Origin of the sequence: Actinotalea endophytica (assembly GCF_025717005.1) — a bacterium.
Classification (GTDB): domain Bacteria; phylum Actinomycetota; class Actinomycetes; order Actinomycetales; family Cellulomonadaceae; genus Actinotalea.
Genome location: NZ_JAOVZU010000003.1, coordinates 345771 through 360875, shown reverse-complemented (window position 1 = coordinate 360875; position 15105 = coordinate 345771). Strand labels below are relative to the sequence as shown.

The 15105-nt window shown below is 71.9% G+C and carries 17 protein-coding genes; all 17 read left to right on the top strand.

Annotated elements, in window-relative coordinates:
- Positions 1-158: 158 nt before the first annotated feature.
- Entirely contained in the window at positions 159-2069 is a 1911-nt protein-coding gene (gene rho, locus OEB99_RS07230) for a transcription termination factor Rho (RefSeq protein WP_263509308.1), read from the top strand.
- Between the two features lie 131 nt (positions 2070-2200).
- Positions 2201-2419: a 50S ribosomal protein L31 gene (rpmE, locus tag OEB99_RS07225; protein WP_263509306.1), complete on the top strand. Its 219-nt coding sequence runs from the start codon at positions 2201-2203 to the stop codon at positions 2417-2419.
- Between the two features lie 129 nt (positions 2420-2548).
- Positions 2549-3607, top strand: coding sequence for a peptide chain release factor 1 (prfA, locus tag OEB99_RS07220; protein WP_263509444.1), 1059 nt, complete (start codon positions 2549-2551; stop codon positions 3605-3607).
- 32 nt (positions 3608-3639) lie between these two features.
- Positions 3640-4581, top strand: coding sequence for a peptide chain release factor N(5)-glutamine methyltransferase (gene prmC / locus OEB99_RS07215; RefSeq protein WP_263509305.1), 942 nt, complete (start codon positions 3640-3642; stop codon positions 4579-4581).
- The gene (locus OEB99_RS07210; RefSeq protein WP_263509443.1) at positions 4581-5219 is read left to right on the top strand and encodes an L-threonylcarbamoyladenylate synthase; all 639 of its coding nucleotides are present in this window, start codon (positions 4581-4583) and stop codon (positions 5217-5219) included. The genes prmC and OEB99_RS07210 overlap by 1 nt, the downstream gene beginning before the upstream one ends.
- Before the next feature lie 19 nt (positions 5220-5238).
- Positions 5239-6348, top strand: coding sequence for an MraY family glycosyltransferase (locus tag OEB99_RS07205; protein WP_263509303.1), 1110 nt, complete (start codon positions 5239-5241; stop codon positions 6346-6348).
- Complete coding sequence (locus OEB99_RS07200) at positions 6345-6806, top strand: Cg1360 family ATP-synthase-associated protein (protein ID WP_263509302.1); 462 nt, start codon at positions 6345-6347, stop codon at positions 6804-6806. Before OEB99_RS07205 ends, OEB99_RS07200 begins: the two co-directional genes overlap by 4 nt.
- A gap of 143 nt (positions 6807-6949) precedes the next feature.
- A complete protein-coding gene (atpB, locus tag OEB99_RS07195; protein WP_263509300.1) occupies positions 6950-7804 on the top strand; it encodes a F0F1 ATP synthase subunit A in 855 nt (284 codons plus the stop codon).
- Between the two features lie 69 nt (positions 7805-7873).
- Positions 7874-8104, top strand: a complete 231-nt coding sequence (gene atpE / locus OEB99_RS07190) for a F0F1 ATP synthase subunit C (RefSeq protein ID WP_263509298.1) — start codon at positions 7874-7876, stop codon at positions 8102-8104.
- Complete coding sequence (locus OEB99_RS07185) at positions 8104-8670, top strand: F0F1 ATP synthase subunit B (protein ID WP_263509297.1); 567 nt, start codon at positions 8104-8106, stop codon at positions 8668-8670. The genes atpE and OEB99_RS07185 overlap by 1 nt, the downstream gene beginning before the upstream one ends.
- Positions 8670-9485: a F0F1 ATP synthase subunit delta gene (locus OEB99_RS07180; protein ID WP_263509295.1), complete on the top strand. Its 816-nt coding sequence runs from the start codon at positions 8670-8672 to the stop codon at positions 9483-9485. Before OEB99_RS07185 ends, OEB99_RS07180 begins: the two co-directional genes overlap by 1 nt.
- A 71-nt stretch (positions 9486-9556) precedes the next feature.
- On the top strand, positions 9557-11188 hold the full coding sequence (gene atpA / locus OEB99_RS07175) for a F0F1 ATP synthase subunit alpha (RefSeq protein ID WP_263509293.1): 1632 nt from the start codon (positions 9557-9559) through the stop codon (positions 11186-11188).
- Between the two features lie 2 nt (positions 11189-11190).
- Positions 11191-12084: a F0F1 ATP synthase subunit gamma gene (locus OEB99_RS07170; RefSeq protein WP_263509292.1), complete on the top strand. Its 894-nt coding sequence runs from the start codon at positions 11191-11193 to the stop codon at positions 12082-12084.
- A 48-nt stretch (positions 12085-12132) separates the two neighbouring features.
- Positions 12133-13608 (top strand): F0F1 ATP synthase subunit beta, encoded by a 1476-nt coding sequence (gene atpD, locus OEB99_RS07165; RefSeq protein ID WP_263509290.1) that lies wholly within the window; start codon positions 12133-12135, stop codon positions 13606-13608.
- Entirely contained in the window at positions 13608-13883 is a 276-nt protein-coding gene (locus OEB99_RS07160; protein ID WP_263509288.1) for a F0F1 ATP synthase subunit epsilon, read from the top strand. Before atpD ends, OEB99_RS07160 begins: the two co-directional genes overlap by 1 nt.
- A gap of 3 nt (positions 13884-13886) precedes the next feature.
- Entirely contained in the window at positions 13887-14309 is a 423-nt protein-coding gene (locus OEB99_RS07155) for a DUF2550 domain-containing protein (protein ID WP_263509286.1), read from the top strand.
- Positions 14310-15005 carry an endonuclease NucS gene (gene nucS, locus OEB99_RS07150; RefSeq protein WP_263509285.1) on the top strand — a complete coding sequence of 232 codons (696 nt, stop codon included), beginning with the start codon at positions 14310-14312 and terminating at the stop codon, positions 15003-15005. It begins immediately after the preceding gene.
- Positions 15006-15105 lie beyond the last annotated feature (100 nt).

Below are 15105 nucleotides of genomic sequence, written 5' to 3'. Positions count from 1 at the left end.
CGCTGTCAACCAGCCGATCCGGTGGGTACCCGCCACCCCCGGTCCGTTCGTCGCGGAGCGCGGTCGGTCGGCGCGGGACGTACCGATCAATCCATCGGACGTGACGATGCGGCACACCCACGTACGTGAAAGCCGCCGACGAGGGGGAAGGATCCTTCGTGTCAGAGACCATCCAGGCCGAGCGGAGCCGTTCCGGCGCGCTGTCCACCCTGCGCCTGCCCGAGCTCCAGGCTCTCGCCGCCGAGATCGGCCTGCCGGGCGCGTCAGGGATGCGCAAGCCCGAGCTCGTGGCGGCCATCCGGGAGCACCGCGGCGGTTCGCGCGCGACGAACGGCTCCGGCCGGTCGCGCTCCGCGGCCAAGGCCGACGCTCCCGCCGCTGAGCAGAGCGCTCCGGCGCCCGCTCGCGAGGTGCAGGACAAGGCCCCGGCGCGCGCCGCCCGGGCCGAGAAGGGCGGCGACAAGCCGCCGCGAGCTGAGCGGACCAACGACCAGCGGACCAGCGACCAGCGGGGCGAGGACCAGCGGGCCGAGGGCGCGCGTGAGCCGCGTCGCCAGCGTCGGCGCGAGGAGCCGACGCGACGCGACGAGACGCTCGGCATCGAGCTGCCGACGCGCTCGGAGGCCGACCGTGACCGCGCTGCCCGCGCGGCGGACGCCGCACGCGGGGTGACCGACGGCGGCCGCGGCGAGAGCGACGAGCGCGACAGCCGCCGCCAGGCCGCACGAAGCGACAACCGGAGCGACAACCGCCCCGAGAGCCGCCCCGAGAACCGGGCCGAGAACCGGAACGACGACGACGGCCAGGGCGGGCGCCGCCGCCGGGGCCGGTACCGCGACCGCAACAAGCGCCGCGGTCGCACCGGCGGCCCGGGCGACCTGGTCACCTACGAAGAGGTCGAGCTGCGCGAGGACGACGTGCTCGTCCCGGTCGCGGGCATCCTCGACATCAAGGACAACTACGCATTCGTGCGGACCTCGGGCTACCTGCCCGGCGAGAACGACGTGTACGTCTCGATGAACCAGGTCCGCAAGCAGGGTCTGCGCAAGGGCGACGCGATCGTCGGTGCGGTGCGCCAGCCGCGCGAGGGCGACCCCCAGCCCCAGGGACGCAACGCCAAGGTGAACGCCCTGGTGCGCCTGGACCAGGTCAACGGGATGAGCCCGGACGAGGCGCGCAACCGCGCCGACTTCGGCAAGCTCACGCCGCTGTACCCGCAGGAGCGCCTGCGCCTGGAGACCACGCCGCAGGTGCTGACCACCCGGGTCATCGACCTCGTCGCGCCGATCGGCAAGGGCCAGCGCGGGCTGATCGTCTCGCCGCCGAAGGCCGGCAAGACCCTCGTGCTGCAGGCGATCGCGAACGCGATCACCACCAACAACCCCGAGGTCCACCTCATGGTCGTGCTCGTCGACGAGCGGCCCGAGGAGGTCACCGACATGCAGCGCACGGTCAAGGGAGAGGTCATCGCCTCGACCTTCGACCGGCCCGCCGACGACCACACGACGGTCGCCGAGCTCGCGATCGAGCGTGCCAAGCGTCTGGTGGAGCTGGGTCAGGACGTCGTCGTGCTGCTCGACTCGATCACGCGTCTGGGCCGGGCCTACAACATCGCGGCGCCGGCCAGCGGCCGGATCCTGTCCGGTGGTGTCGACTCCTCGGCGCTCTACCCGCCCAAGCGGTTCTTCGGCGCGGCGCGCAACATCGAGCACGGCGGCTCGCTGACCATCCTCGCCACGGCACTGGTGGAGACCGGGTCGAAGGCCGACGAGGTGATCTTCGAGGAGTTCAAGGGCACCGGCAACATGGAGCTCAAGCTCTCCCGGCAGCTGGCCGACAAGCGGATCTTCCCGGCCGTGGACGTCGACGCCTCGGGCACGCGCCGCGAGGAGGTCCTCATCGCGGCCGACGAGCTCAAGATCAACTGGAAGCTGCGCCGGGTGCTCTCCGCCCTGGACCAGCAGCAGGCGATCGAGCTCCTGCTGTCCAAGCTGCGCGAGACCCAGTCGAACGTCGAGTTCCTGCTCCAGGTGCAGAAGACCACCCCCGGCGCCCCCGGCACCGACTGAGACCCGACCACCCCGGGAACAACGACCCCGGTTCGGACGTTGTGCCCGAGCCATGGCAGACTGTCCCCTTGGCTTCCGGTTCACGTGGGCAACCGCCCGCGACCCGGAGGCGCCCTGATGAGGAGAGATCCGTGAAGAAGGACATCCACCCGGACTACGTGCTGACCGAGGTGACCTGCACCTGCGGCAACACGTTCACCACCCGGAGCACCGCGAAGTCCGGCCAGATCCACGCCGACGTGTGCTCCGCCTGCCACCCGTTCTACACGGGCAAGCAGAAGATCCTCGACACCGGTGGCCGCGTGGCCCGGTTCGAGGCGCGGTACGGCAAGAAGACCGCCGCCAAGTAGCTCTCCGGACGCCGGCGGGCCCGGCCACCTGCGCGGTGGCGGCCCGTCGGCGTCTGCCATGTCAGGGGAGCGGAGCGGACGGGAGGCGTCGTGAGCGAGGAGTTCGACCCGAGCGGCGCCCTCGCGCCGATGCTCGCCGAGCACGCCGACCTCGAGGCGCAGCTCGCCGACCCCGCGCTGCACGCGGACGCCGGACGGGCCCGCCGGGTCGCGCGACGCTACGCCGAGCTGCGTCGCGTGGTCGGGGCGTACCAGGAGTGGTCCGCCGCTCGTGGGGACGCCGTCGCCGCGGCCGAGCTGGCCGCCGAGGACCCGTCCTTCGCCGACGAGGCCGCGGAGCTCGCCGAGGCGCGGGACACCGCGGCGGAGGCGTTGCGTCGCGTGCTCGTGCCGCGCGACCCCGACGACGGCCGCGACGTGCTGCTCGAGATCAAGGCGGGTGAGGGCGGCGAGGAGTCCGCACTCTTCGCGGGGGACCTGCTGCGCATGTACCAGCGCTATGCGGACCGCAAGGGGTGGACGACCCAGCTCCTGGACCTGACCGAGTCGGACCTCGGCGGGGTCAAGGACGCGACGCTCGCGGTGAAGGCGCGCGAGGTGCCCGAGTCCGGCGAGGGCGTCTGGGCCCACCTGAAGTACGAGGGTGGCGTGCACCGCGTGCAGCGCGTGCCGGTCACCGAGTCCGCCGGCCGGATCCACACGTCGGCTGCCGGCGTGTTGGTGCTCCCGGAGGCCGACGACGCGACCGAGGTCGAGATCGACCCGGCCGAGCTGCGGATCGACGTGTACCGGTCCTCGGGACCCGGCGGGCAGAGCGTCAACACGACGGACTCTGCGGTGCGCATCACGCACCTGCCCACCGGTCTGGTGGTGTCCTGCCAGAACGAGAAGTCGCAGCTGCAGAACAAGGAGCAGGCGATGCGGATCCTGCGCGCGCGGCTGCTCGCCGCCCGCCAGGAGGCAGCGGACGCCGAGGCTGCGGCCGCTCGTCGGTCGCAGGTGCGCACCGTCGACCGCTCGGAGCGGATCCGCACCTACAACTTCCCCGAGAACCGGGTCGCCGACCATCGCACGGGCTACAAGGCGTACAACCTCGACCAGGTGCTCGCCGGCGACCTCGAGCCCGTCGTGCGCTCCGCGATCGACGCTGACGAGGCTGCCCGGCTCGCCGCGGCGGCCCGGGGCTGAGCGTGACCCACCGATCCGACGGAGCCGACGCCGTGCGTGCCCCCGTGCCCGAGCCGGTGCCCGACCCCGGGTCGGATCGTGCGCCGGATCCGGTCCGTGGCGCGCCGACGGCGGCGGCACACCTGCGGGCCGTGCGCACGCTGCTGGCCGGGGCGGGCGTGCCGTCGCCCGACGCGGACGCGCGGGTGCTGCTCGCGCACGTGCTCGACCGGCCGACCCTGCCGTACCCGCTGCCCGAGTCGCTCACCGCGAGCCAGGTGGCCGAGCTCGCCGCGGTGACCGACCGGCGGGTGCGCCGCGAGCCGCTGCAGCACATCGTCGGCCACGCGCCGTTCCGTCACCTCACGCTCCGGGTCGCGCCCGGGGTCTTCGTGCCGCGTCCGGAGACCGAGAGCGTCGCCCAGGTCGCCGTGGACGACGCGCTCGCCCGGGGCGCGGCCGGTCGGGACGCGCTCGTGGTGGACCTGTGCTGCGGTGCCGGCGGCATCGCCCTCGCCGTGGCGACCGAGGTGCCCGGCTCGCGCGTGGTGGCCGTCGACCTCTCGGCCGACGCCGTCGACCTGACCCGGAGCAACGCCGCCGCGGTCGGTGCGGGGCACGTGCAGGTGCTCGGCGGCGACGTCCGGGACCCCGGGCTGCTCGCCGAGCTCGTGGGGGAGGTCGACGTCGTCGTGTCGAACCCCCCGTACATCCCGCCCGACCGGGTGCCGCTCGAGCCGGAGGTGCGTGACCACGACCCCGACCTCGCGCTGTACGGGGGCGGTGCGGACGGGCTCGACGTGCCGCGGGCCGTCGTCGAGCGTGCGGCGGCCCTGCTCCGGCCCGGCGGGTTGTTCGTGATGGAGCACGCCGAGGTGCAGGCGGACGCCGTCCGAGCCCTCGTGGCGGCGACCGGTGCCTTCACGGACGTGGCGACGCGCGCCGACCTGGCGGGCCGGGACCGGATGGTCACCGCCCGTAGACTCGCGGCGTGATGAGGGACTGCACCGACCCGGCCACGTGGGGCCCGGCGCTCGACGAGGCGGTGCACGCCCTGGGCCGCGGCGGCCTCGTGGTGCTGCCGACCGACACCGTCTACGGCATCGCCGCCGATGCCTTCGACGCGCGGGCGGTCGCCTCGTTGCTCGCAGCCAAGGGCCGCGGCCGGCAGATGCCGCCGCCGGTGCTGGTGCCTGCCGTGCCGACGCTCGACGGCCTGTGCACCGACGTGCCGGACGCCGCCCGGGCGCTGGTCGAGGCGTTCTGGCCGGGCGGTCTGACCGTGATCCTGCGCGCGCAGCCCTCGCTGACCTGGGACCTCGGCGAGACCCGCGGCACGGTCGCGGTGCGGATGCCGGACCACCAGGCCGCCCTGGCGCTGCTGGCCCGGACCGGCCCGCTCGCGGTCTCGTCGGCGAACCGCACCGGCAACCCGGCGGCGCTCACCGCGGCAGATGCCGCGGAACAGCTCGGGGACGTGGTGAGCGTGTACCTCGACGCGGGCGCCGCGCCCGGCGGGGTCGCGTCGTCGATCGTCGACGCGACCGACGGTCTGCGGCTCGTGCGCGCCGGTGCGATCGGGCTCGACCGGCTGCGCGAGGTCGCGGACGTGACCGAGGCGGAGGCGTCGTGACCGCTGCGGGGGCGCGCGGATGAGGGTCTACCTGCTGCTGGTGCTGGTGGCCGCGGCCGGCGCCTGGCTCAGCACGCCCCTGGTGCGCGTCCTGGCGGTGCGCAGCGGGGCGATCACCGCGGTGCGCGACCGCGACGTGCACACCGAGCCGATCCCGCGGATGGGCGGCGTCGCGATGCTGATCGGCCTCGCGCTCGCGTTGCTGGTCGGCTCCCGGATCCCGTTCCTCGCGCAGGCGTTCTCCTCGCCCACGGCCTGGGGTGTGCTCGGTGCGGCGACCCTGGTCACGCTGCTCGGGGTGGCCGACGACATCTGGGAGCTCGACTGGCTCACCAAGCTCGCCGGGCAGTCGCTGGCGGCGGGGCTGATGGCGTGGTGGGGCGGCGTGCAGCTGTACGCGTTGCCCACCGGCCACTCGCTGACCATCACGTCCAGCCGGCTGTCGCTCGCGGTGACCGTGCTCGTGGTCGTGGTGGCGATCAACGCGGTGAACTTCGTCGACGGCCTGGACGGGCTCGCGGCCGGGGTCGCCGCGATCGGTGGCAGCGCGTTCCTGCTCTACACGTACCTGCTGACCCGGAACATCTCGACCGACTACGCCAACATCGCGAGCGTGATCATCGCCGTGCTGGTCGGGGCGTGCGTCGGGTTCCTGCCGCACAACGTCAACCCGGCGCGGATCTTCATGGGCGACTCCGGGTCGATGCTGATCGGCCTGACCTTCGCGGCGGCGGGCATCGTGGTGACCGGTCAGATCGACGCGGTCACGCTCGACTCCCGCCAGACGGTGCCGGCGTTCCTGCCGCTCCTGCTGCCGGTCGCGGTGCTCCTGCTGCCGCTGCTCGACATGGGCCTGGCCGTCGTGCGGCGGATGGGTCGCGGCAAGTCGCCGTTCCACCCCGACCGGCTGCACCTGCACCACCGGATGCTGCAGATCGGCCACTCGCAGCGTCGGGCCGTGGCGATCCTCTACCTGTGGACGGCGCTGTTCGCGTTCGGCGCGGCCTCCCTGGTGGTGTGGTCCGCGAGACAGACGCTCGTGTTCCTCGGCATCGGCTCGGTGGTCGCGCTCCTGCTCACCCTGGGCCCGCTGCGCGGCCGGGTCCGTCGCCAGGAAGGATCAGCATGACCTCCCAGACCCCGTACACGGCGGGCGAGCCGAGCGTGGCCGACCAGGTGCGCGCCGTGCTGCGCCGTGCGCTGCGCCACCTGCTCTGGCTGCTCGCCGGCCTGACCGTGGTCGGCTCGCTCGTGGGGTGGCTCACCGCGGGCGCCGCGGGCGTGTGGGGCGCCTTGATCGGCGTCGGCATCGCCCTGGTGTTCTCCGGCACGACGGTGCTGTCCAACCTGCGCACCGCGGACGCCTCGGTCGCGGTCACGGGTGCCGTGATCCTCGGCGCCTGGTTGGTGAAGATCGTCGTGGTGATCGCGGTGCTGGCGCTGCTGCAGGACCAGACCTTCTACGACCGGAACATGCTCGCGCTGACGCTCGTGGTGGGGGTCCTCGGCTCGGTCTACCTGGACTACCTCGCGGTCACCAAGTCGCGGATGCCGTACGTCCAGCCCACCCCGCCGTCGCAGGACTGAGGGCAGCCCGGCGGGCCCGGGAAGCGGGTCGGCACGCATGCTGACCGGCGTGTGGACGGGCCGCTCCGGGTTCGTCGGGCAGCCGCCCTCATGGGTTAGGATTCCTGCGACGTCACGGTCCGTCGCGGTGCCGCCAGGCACTGGTGCGCGGTCCACTCCGACTCACGACCACCCGGGAGAGCGCCCTGTCCACCGTCGCGACGATTCTTCCGCTCGCCGCCTCCGGTGATGACAGCGGCTTCCACGCCCCGTCGATCGCCGAGTTCTTCCCCGACCCGATCTTCTTCGCCGGGACGCCGTTCGAGATCAACCGGATCATCCTGGTGCGGCTGTTCACGACGGTCGTCCTGGTCACGATCTTCGTGATCGGTGCCCGTCGGGCCAAGGTCGTGCCGGGTCGGTTCCAGAACGTCCTGGAGATGGGGCTGGACTTCGTCCGGGTCAACATCGCGGAGGAGATCCTCGGTCACAACGCGCGGCGGTTCGTGCCGCTGCTCACCACGATCTTCTTCTCGATCCTGTTCTTCAACATCACCGGCGTGATCCCGTTCCTGAACATCGCCACGACGGCGCTCATCGGGATGCCGATCGTGCTCGCGCTGTGGGTCTACGTGACCTACCTGTGGGCCGGTGTGAGCAAGTTCGGCGTCGGTGGCTACCTCAAGAACAGCCTCTTCCCGCCGGGCCTGCCGGCGTTCCTCTACGTGCTGGTGACGCCGATCGAGGCGCTCCAGGTGTTCCTGTTCCGGCCGGCCACCCTGGCGCTCCGACTCACCGCCAACATGATCTCCGGGCACCTGATCCTGGTGCTCTGCTTCTCGGCGACGCAGTTCTTCCTCTTCGAGGCGGGCGGCGCACTCAAGGCCGCCTCGCTGCTGTCGCTGGGTGCCGGGATCGCGTTCACGCTGTTCGAGATCCTGGTGGCCGCCCTGCAGGCCTACATCTTCACCCTCCTGTCCGCCGCGTACCTCAACATGGCGGTCGAGGAGGAGCACTGATCGACCGACCGTCCGCCACCGGCGGGCGCCGACCGACGCCCCCCGGGGCGCCAGATGAAAGGAATCCTCGTGGACCACACCACGCTCGCCGAGGTCAGCGGCAACGTCGCGACCATCGGTTACGGCCTCGGCACCCTCGGCCCGGGTATCGGTCTGGGCATCCTCATCGGCAAGGCGCTGGAGGGCATCGCCCGCCAGCCTGAGGTCGCCGGCCAGCTGCGCACGACGATGTTCATCGGTGTGGCGTTCGTCGAGGTGCTCGCGCTGCTGGGTCTGGTCACGGGCTTCCTGTTCCGGTGATGACGCCCCTGGCCACGCTCGTCTTCGCGGCCGCGGAGAGCGAGGAAACCGTCAACCCGCTGCTCCCGGCGCCGGCCGACCTCGTCTGGTCGCTCGTCGTCGCGGTGATCATCGGTGTGGCGTTCTACCGGTACGTGCTGCCGCGGTTCACCGAGGTGCTCGACGAGCGGACCGCGAAGATCGAGGGCGGCATGGCGAAGGCCGAGCAGGCCCAGGCCGAGGCGGCCGCAGCGCTCGCGGAGTACCGCCAGCAGCTCGCCGACGCCCGCGCCGAGGCGGCTCGGATCCGGGAGGACGCACGCTCCGAGGGCCAGCAGATCGTGGTCGAGGCGAAGTCCAAGGCCTCCGACGACGCATCGCGTGTCCTGGAGAACGCCCAGCGTCAGGTCGAGGCCGAGCGCACGCAGGCTGCGGTCGCGCTGCGGGCCGAGGTCGGCGCACTCGCCACCGAGCTCGCGTCGCGGATCATCGGTGAGTCGCTCGCCGACGAGGCCCGTCAGTCGCGCGTGATCGACCGGTTCCTCGACGAGATCGAGGCATCGGCCGCCGCCGGCAAGGAGGCGTGATGCGCGGGACCAGTGCTGCCTCGCTCGAGGCGGTGCGCGTGGGCTTCGAGGCCTCGCTGCGTGCCGCCGGTGAGCAGTCCGTCGTGCTCGCCGACCAGCTGTACGCGGTCGTCGACGCACTGCTGTCCTCGGCGTCGCTGCGCCGCGCGCTCAGCGACCCGTCGCGGGCGGCGCAGGACAAGGCTGCCCTGGTCCGTCAGCTCCTCGAGGGCAAGGCCGAGCCCGCGGTGGTCGACGTGATGGTCGACTTCGCCGGGGCTCGCTGGTCCGACGACGACGACCTCGTCGACGGCGTGGAGGAGTTCGCCGCGCACGCGGTGCTGGCGGCCGCCGAGGCACGTGGCGTGCTGCCCGAGGTCGAGGACGAGCTGTTCCGGATCGACCGGATGCTGATCGGTCAGCGTGAGGTCCGGCGGGCGCTCGTGGACCGCACCGCCTCGCGCGAGGCCCGGGCCACACTCGCCCGGACGCTGCTCGAGGGCAAGGCGCAGCCGGAGACGGTCCAGCTCGTGGCGCGAGGCGCCTACGAGCCGCGCGGACGCACGATGTCGGCGATGCTCGGCCGGATGGGCCGGCTCGCGGCCCGGCGCCGTCACCTGCTGGTCGCCACGGTGACCGCAGCGGCGCCGCTCAGCCCGGCCCAGGCCGAGCGGCTCGAGGCGATGCTCGAGAAGACCTACGGCCGGCCGGTCCGGCTCGCGGTCGCGGTCGACCCCCAGGTGCTCGGGGGCGTGAGGGTGAAGATCGGCGCGCAGGTGGTGGACGCCACCGTCGAGGGCCGGCTGGACGACGTTCGACGCAAGCTTGCCGGCTGAGCCGGCGTTCCGGGCCACTGCGGCCCGGGCAGGAGGACCGCACGTGGTCCACGAGGAGGAGACGACAGACCATGGCTGAGCTGACGATCAAGCCCGAGGAGATCCGGGCTGCGCTGGACAGCTTCGTGGCCTCGTACACACCCACCGGTGCGGTGCGCGAGGAGGTGGGCCGGGTCACCCTGGCCGCCGACGGCATCGCCCAGGTCGAGGGCCTGCCCGGAGCGATGGCGAACGAGCTGCTCGAGTTCGAGGACGGCACCCTCGGGCTCGCGCTGAACCTCGACGTGCGCGAGATCGGTGTCGTGGTGCTCGGTGAGTTCACCGGCATCGAGGAGGGCCAGATCGTGCGGCGCACCGGCGAGGTGCTCTCGGTGCCGGTCGGCGACGGGTACATGGGTCGTGTGGTCGACCCGCTCGGCAAGCCGATCGACGGCCTCGGGGAGATCGAGACCGAGGGCCGTCGCGCGCTCGAGCTGCAGGCCCCCGGCGTGATGGCCCGCAAGAGCGTCCACGAGCCGCTGCAGACCGGCCTCAAGGCGATCGACGCGATGATCCCGATCGGTCGTGGTCAGCGTCAGCTGATCATCGGCGACCGACAGACCGGCAAGACCGCGATCGCGATCGACACGATCATCAACCAGAAGGCCAACTGGGACTCCGGCGACCCGACCAAGCAGGTCCGCTGCATCTATGTCGCGATCGGCCAGAAGGGCTCCACGATCGCGTCGGTCCGCGGCGCCCTCGAGGAGGCCGGCGCGCTCGAGTACACGACGATCGTCGCGGCCCCGGCGTCCGACCCGGCCGGCTACAAGTACCTCGCGCCGTACACCGGCTCGGCCATCGGCCAGCACTGGATGTACGCCGGCAAGCACGTCCTGATCGTCTTCGACGACCTGTCCAAGCAGGCCGAGGCGTACCGCGCGGTCTCGCTGCTGCTGCGCCGGCCGCCGGGTCGCGAGGCCTACCCCGGCGACGTGTTCTACCTGCACTCCCGCCTGCTCGAGCGCTGCGCCAAGCTGAGCGACGCGCTCGGCGCCGGGTCGATGACCGGTCTCCCGATGATCGAGACGAAGGCCAACGACGTGTCGGCCTACATCCCGACGAACGTCATCTCGATCACCGACGGCCAGATCTTCCTGCAGTCCGACCTGTTCAACGCCGACCAGCGTCCCGCGGTCGACGTCGGCATCTCGGTGTCCCGCGTCGGCGGCGCTGCGCAGGTCAAGGCCATGAAGCAGGTGGCCGGCACGCTGAAGATCGACCTGGCGCAGTACCGCTCGCTCGAGGCGTTCGCGATGTTCGCCTCCGACCTCGACGCCGCGTCGCGGCAGCAGCTGACCCGAGGCGCGCGCCTCATGGAGCTGCTCAAGCAGCCGCAGTACACGCCGTACCCGGTCGAGGACCAGGTCGCGTCGATCTGGGCCGGCACCAAGGGCAAGCTCGACGCCGTGCCGCTCGGCGAGGTCCGTCGGTTCGAGCAGGAGATGCTCGAGCACCTGCGTCGGCACTCCGACGTGCTCGGCACGATCGCGACGACCGGCAAGCTCGACGAGGACACCGAGGCCGCGCTGGAGAAGGCGATCGACGAGTTCGCGGCCGGCTTCGTGGTGAGCGAGGACGTCGCCGACGTGGAGGTGCCCGCCGCGGGCGAGGCCGAGGCGGACGTCGCCCAGGAGCAGATCGTCAAGCAGAAGCGGGGCTGAGCGTGGGGGGTCAGCAGCGCGTCTACCGGCAGCGGATCCGGTCGACACAGTCGCTGAAGAAGATCTTCCGTGCGATGGAGCTCATCGCCGCCTCCCGGATCGGCAAGGCGCGCGAGCGGGTCTCCTCCGCGGGCCCGTACGCCCGTGCGGTCACCCGCGCGGTCTCGGCCGTGGCGACGCACGCAGGCGTCGACCACCCGCTGACCACCGAGCGCCCGGACGCCAAGCGCGTCGCGGTGCTCGTGATCGGTGCCGACCGCGGCATGGCCGGGGCGTACACGGCGTCGGTGCTGCGCGAGTCCGAGCGGCTGGTGGGGCGCCTCGCCGAGGACGGCAAGGAGGCGGTGCTCTACGTCGTCGGGCGCCGTGCCGCGTCGTACTTCACGTTCCGGGACCGCGAGATGGCGAAGACCTGGACCGGTGAGTCCGACGCGCCGTCCCGTGAGCTGACCGCGGAGATCGCCGGCACGCTGCTCGAGGCGTTCCTGACCCCGGAGGCGAACGGCGGCGTCGGCGAGCTGCACATCGTGTACACGCAGTTCGTCAACATGGTGACCCAGACCCCGCAGATCCTGCGGATGCTGCCGCTCGAGGTCGTCGAGGCCGCTGCGGACGAGACCCATGAGGCGCTCCCGCTGTACGACTACGAACCGTCGCCCGAGGTGGTGCTCGACGCGCTGCTGCCGCGCTACGTGCAGAGCCGGATCCGGTCCTGCCTGCTCCAGGCCGCCGCGTCGGAGCTCGCGGCGCGGCAGCGCGCGATGCACACTGCGACGGACAACGCCGAGGACCTCATCCGCACCTACACCCGGCTGGCGAACCAGGCTCGCCAGTCCGAGATCACCCAGGAGATCAGCGAGATCGTGTCCGGCGCCGACGCGCTGGCCGCCTCCTAGGCCTCACCCAGAGCCCACACCGACCTGACACCACCGGAAGGCAGAACCATGACAGCGACCACCACGGCGAAGGCCGGCCAGGAGTCGGCCCCGGTCACCGGCCGCGTCGCCCGGGTGATCGGCCCGGTCGTCGACGTCGAGTTCCCGGCGGACGCGATCCCCGAGATCTACAACGCGCTCACCGTCGAGATCGACCTGTCCGCGCAGGGCGAGGGCGAGTCGGTCGTCGAGATGACCCTCGAGGTCGCCCAGCACCTGGGTGACTCCATGGTCCGGACGATCGCCCTCAAGCCCACCGACGGCCTGGTGCGCGGCGCGATCGTGACCGACACCGGCAACCCGATCAGCGTGCCGGTCGGGGACGTCACCAAGGGCCACGTCTTCAACGTGACCGGCGAGGTGCTCAACCTGACCGAGGGCGAGAAGCTCGAGGTCACCGAGCGCTGGCCGATCCACCGGGTGCCGCCGGCCTTCGACCAGCTCGAGTCCAAGACCGAGATGTTCGAGACCGGCATCAAGGTCATCGACCTGCTCACGCCGTACGTGCAGGGCGGGAAGATCGGCCTGTTCGGCGGCGCCGGCGTCGGCAAGACCGTGCTGATCCAGGAGATGATCTACCGCGTCGCCAACAACCACAACGGTGTGTCGGTGTTCGCGGGTGTCGGCGAGCGCACGCGTGAGGGCAACGACCTCATCGACGAGATGACCGAGTCGGGCGTCATCAAGCAGACCGCGCTCGTGTTCGGCCAGATGGACGAGCCGCCGGGCACGCGTCTGCGGGTCGCACTGTCCGGCCTGACGATGGCGGAGTACTTCCGCGACGTGCAGAAGCAGGACGTGCTGCTCTTCATCGACAACATCTTCCGGTTCACCCAGGCCGGCTCGGAGGTCTCCACGCTGCTCGGCCGCATGCCGTCCGCGGTGGGCTACCAGCCGAACCTCGCCGACGAGATGGGCCAGCTCCAGGAGCGGATCACCTCGACCCGCGGCCACTCGATCACCTCGATGCAGGCGATCTACGTGCCCGCGGACGACTACACCGACCCGGCGCCGGCGACCACGTTCGCCCACCTGGACGCGACCACCGAGCTCTCGCGTGAGATCGCCTCGCGCGGTCTGTACCCCGCGGTGGACCCGCTGACCTCGACCTCGCGGATCCTCGACCCGCGGTACGTGGGCAAGGACCACTACGAGACGGCGGTCCGGGTCAAGCAGATCCTGCAGCGGAACAAGGAGCTCCAGGACATCATCGCCATCCTCGGCGTCGACGAGCTGTCCGAGGAGGACAAGATCGTCGTGGCCCGCGCGCGGCGGATCCAGCAGTTCCTGTCGCAGAACACCTACATGGCGACCCAGTTCACCGGTGTGCCGGGCTCGACCGTGCCGCTCACCGAGACCATCGAGGCGTTCTCCAAGATCGCCGACGGTGAGTTCGACCACGTCGCCGAGCAGGCGTTCTTCAACATCGGCGGTCTGGAGGACCTCGAGCGCAACTGGGACCGGATCCGCAAGGAGCTCGGCTAGTGGCGAACCTCGAGGTCGAGCTGGTCGCCTCGGACCGCGTCGTGTGGTCCGGGGAGGCGACCATGGTGAGCGCTCCGGCGGCGGAGGGTGACGTCGGCATCCTGGTCGGCCATGCCCCGCTGCTGTCGGTGCTGCGCCCCGGCACGGTGCGCGTCCGCGGCATGGACGGCTCGGTGCTCACCGCGCACATCGACGCGGGGTTCCTGTCGGTCGACGCCAACCAGGTGACCGTGGTGGTGGACTCGGCCGAAGTCCTCGAGGGCTCGCGGGGCTAGCGCGTGCACGAGCCGGTCGCCGTCGTGGTGCTGAGCCTCGCGCTCATCGCCGTGGTCGTCCTGACCGGCCTGCTGATGTCCCGTCGCCGCACGCTCGCCCGCCGGGTCGGCTCGTTCATCTGCGTGTGGAGCCCGAGCAAGGTCCCGGCGGCCCGTGCACCTGGGATCGCGCAGTACGCGACCGGGCGGTTGGAGTGGTGGCGCCTCGTGTCGCTGTCGCCGCGGCCCTCGGAGACCTGGGATCGTGATCGGCTCGAGCTGATCGAGTGGGAGGAGCTGGACGAGGTGGACGCGATGGGGCGCTCGCTCGTGGTGACCCAGTGTCGTCACGGCGAGGAGTCGTTCGCGCTCACGATGTCCTCGGCCGCCTACGCGGGTCTGGTGTCCTGGCTCGAGTCCCGGCCCCGACGAGCTCGGGCGCTCTGAGTGCGGCTGCTCGTCGCGCGGTGTGCCGCGCGCTACACCGGTCGTCTGTCGGCGCACCTGCCGCTCGCGACCCGGCTCGTCGTCGTCAAGGCCGACGGCAGCGTGCTGCTGCACTCCGACGGCGGTTCCTACAAGCCGCTGAACTGGATGAGCCCGCCGTGCACCACCACGGTCGTCGCCCCCGACGACGACGCGGCGGAGCGCGGGGTCGCCGAGGTCTGGGTGGTGCAGCACACGAAGTCCGACGACCGCCTCGAGATCGAGGTGCACGAGGTCCTGCACGACACGAGCCACGACCTCGGCGTGGACCCCGGGCTGGTCAAGGACGGCGTCGAGGCCCATCTCCAGACGCTGCTGGCCGAGCAGATCCACCTGCTCGGCGATGGGCACATCCTGGTCCGCCGGGAGTTCCCGACCGCGATCGGGCCGGTGGACATCCTGGCGCGTGACCCGGCCGGCGGCACGGTCGCCGTCGAGATCAAGCGGCGTGGCGACATCGACGGTGTCGAGCAGCTGACGCGCTACCTGGAGCTGCTCGGCCGCGACCCGCTGCTCGCCCCGGTGCGCGGGGTCTTCGCCGCGCAGGAGATCAAGCCGCAGGCGCGCGTCCTGGCCACCGACCGCGGCATCGCCTGCCTGGTCCTGGACTATGACGCGATGCGTGGCGTCGACGACGTGGACTCGCGGCTCTTCTAGCGGTACCTGCGCCGTTACCCCGAACCGGGGGAGGTGCTCGCCGGGCGTCCCCCGCGAGCACCCACGCCTGGGTGCCGCCCGCCGCGCGGCCGGGCCACGG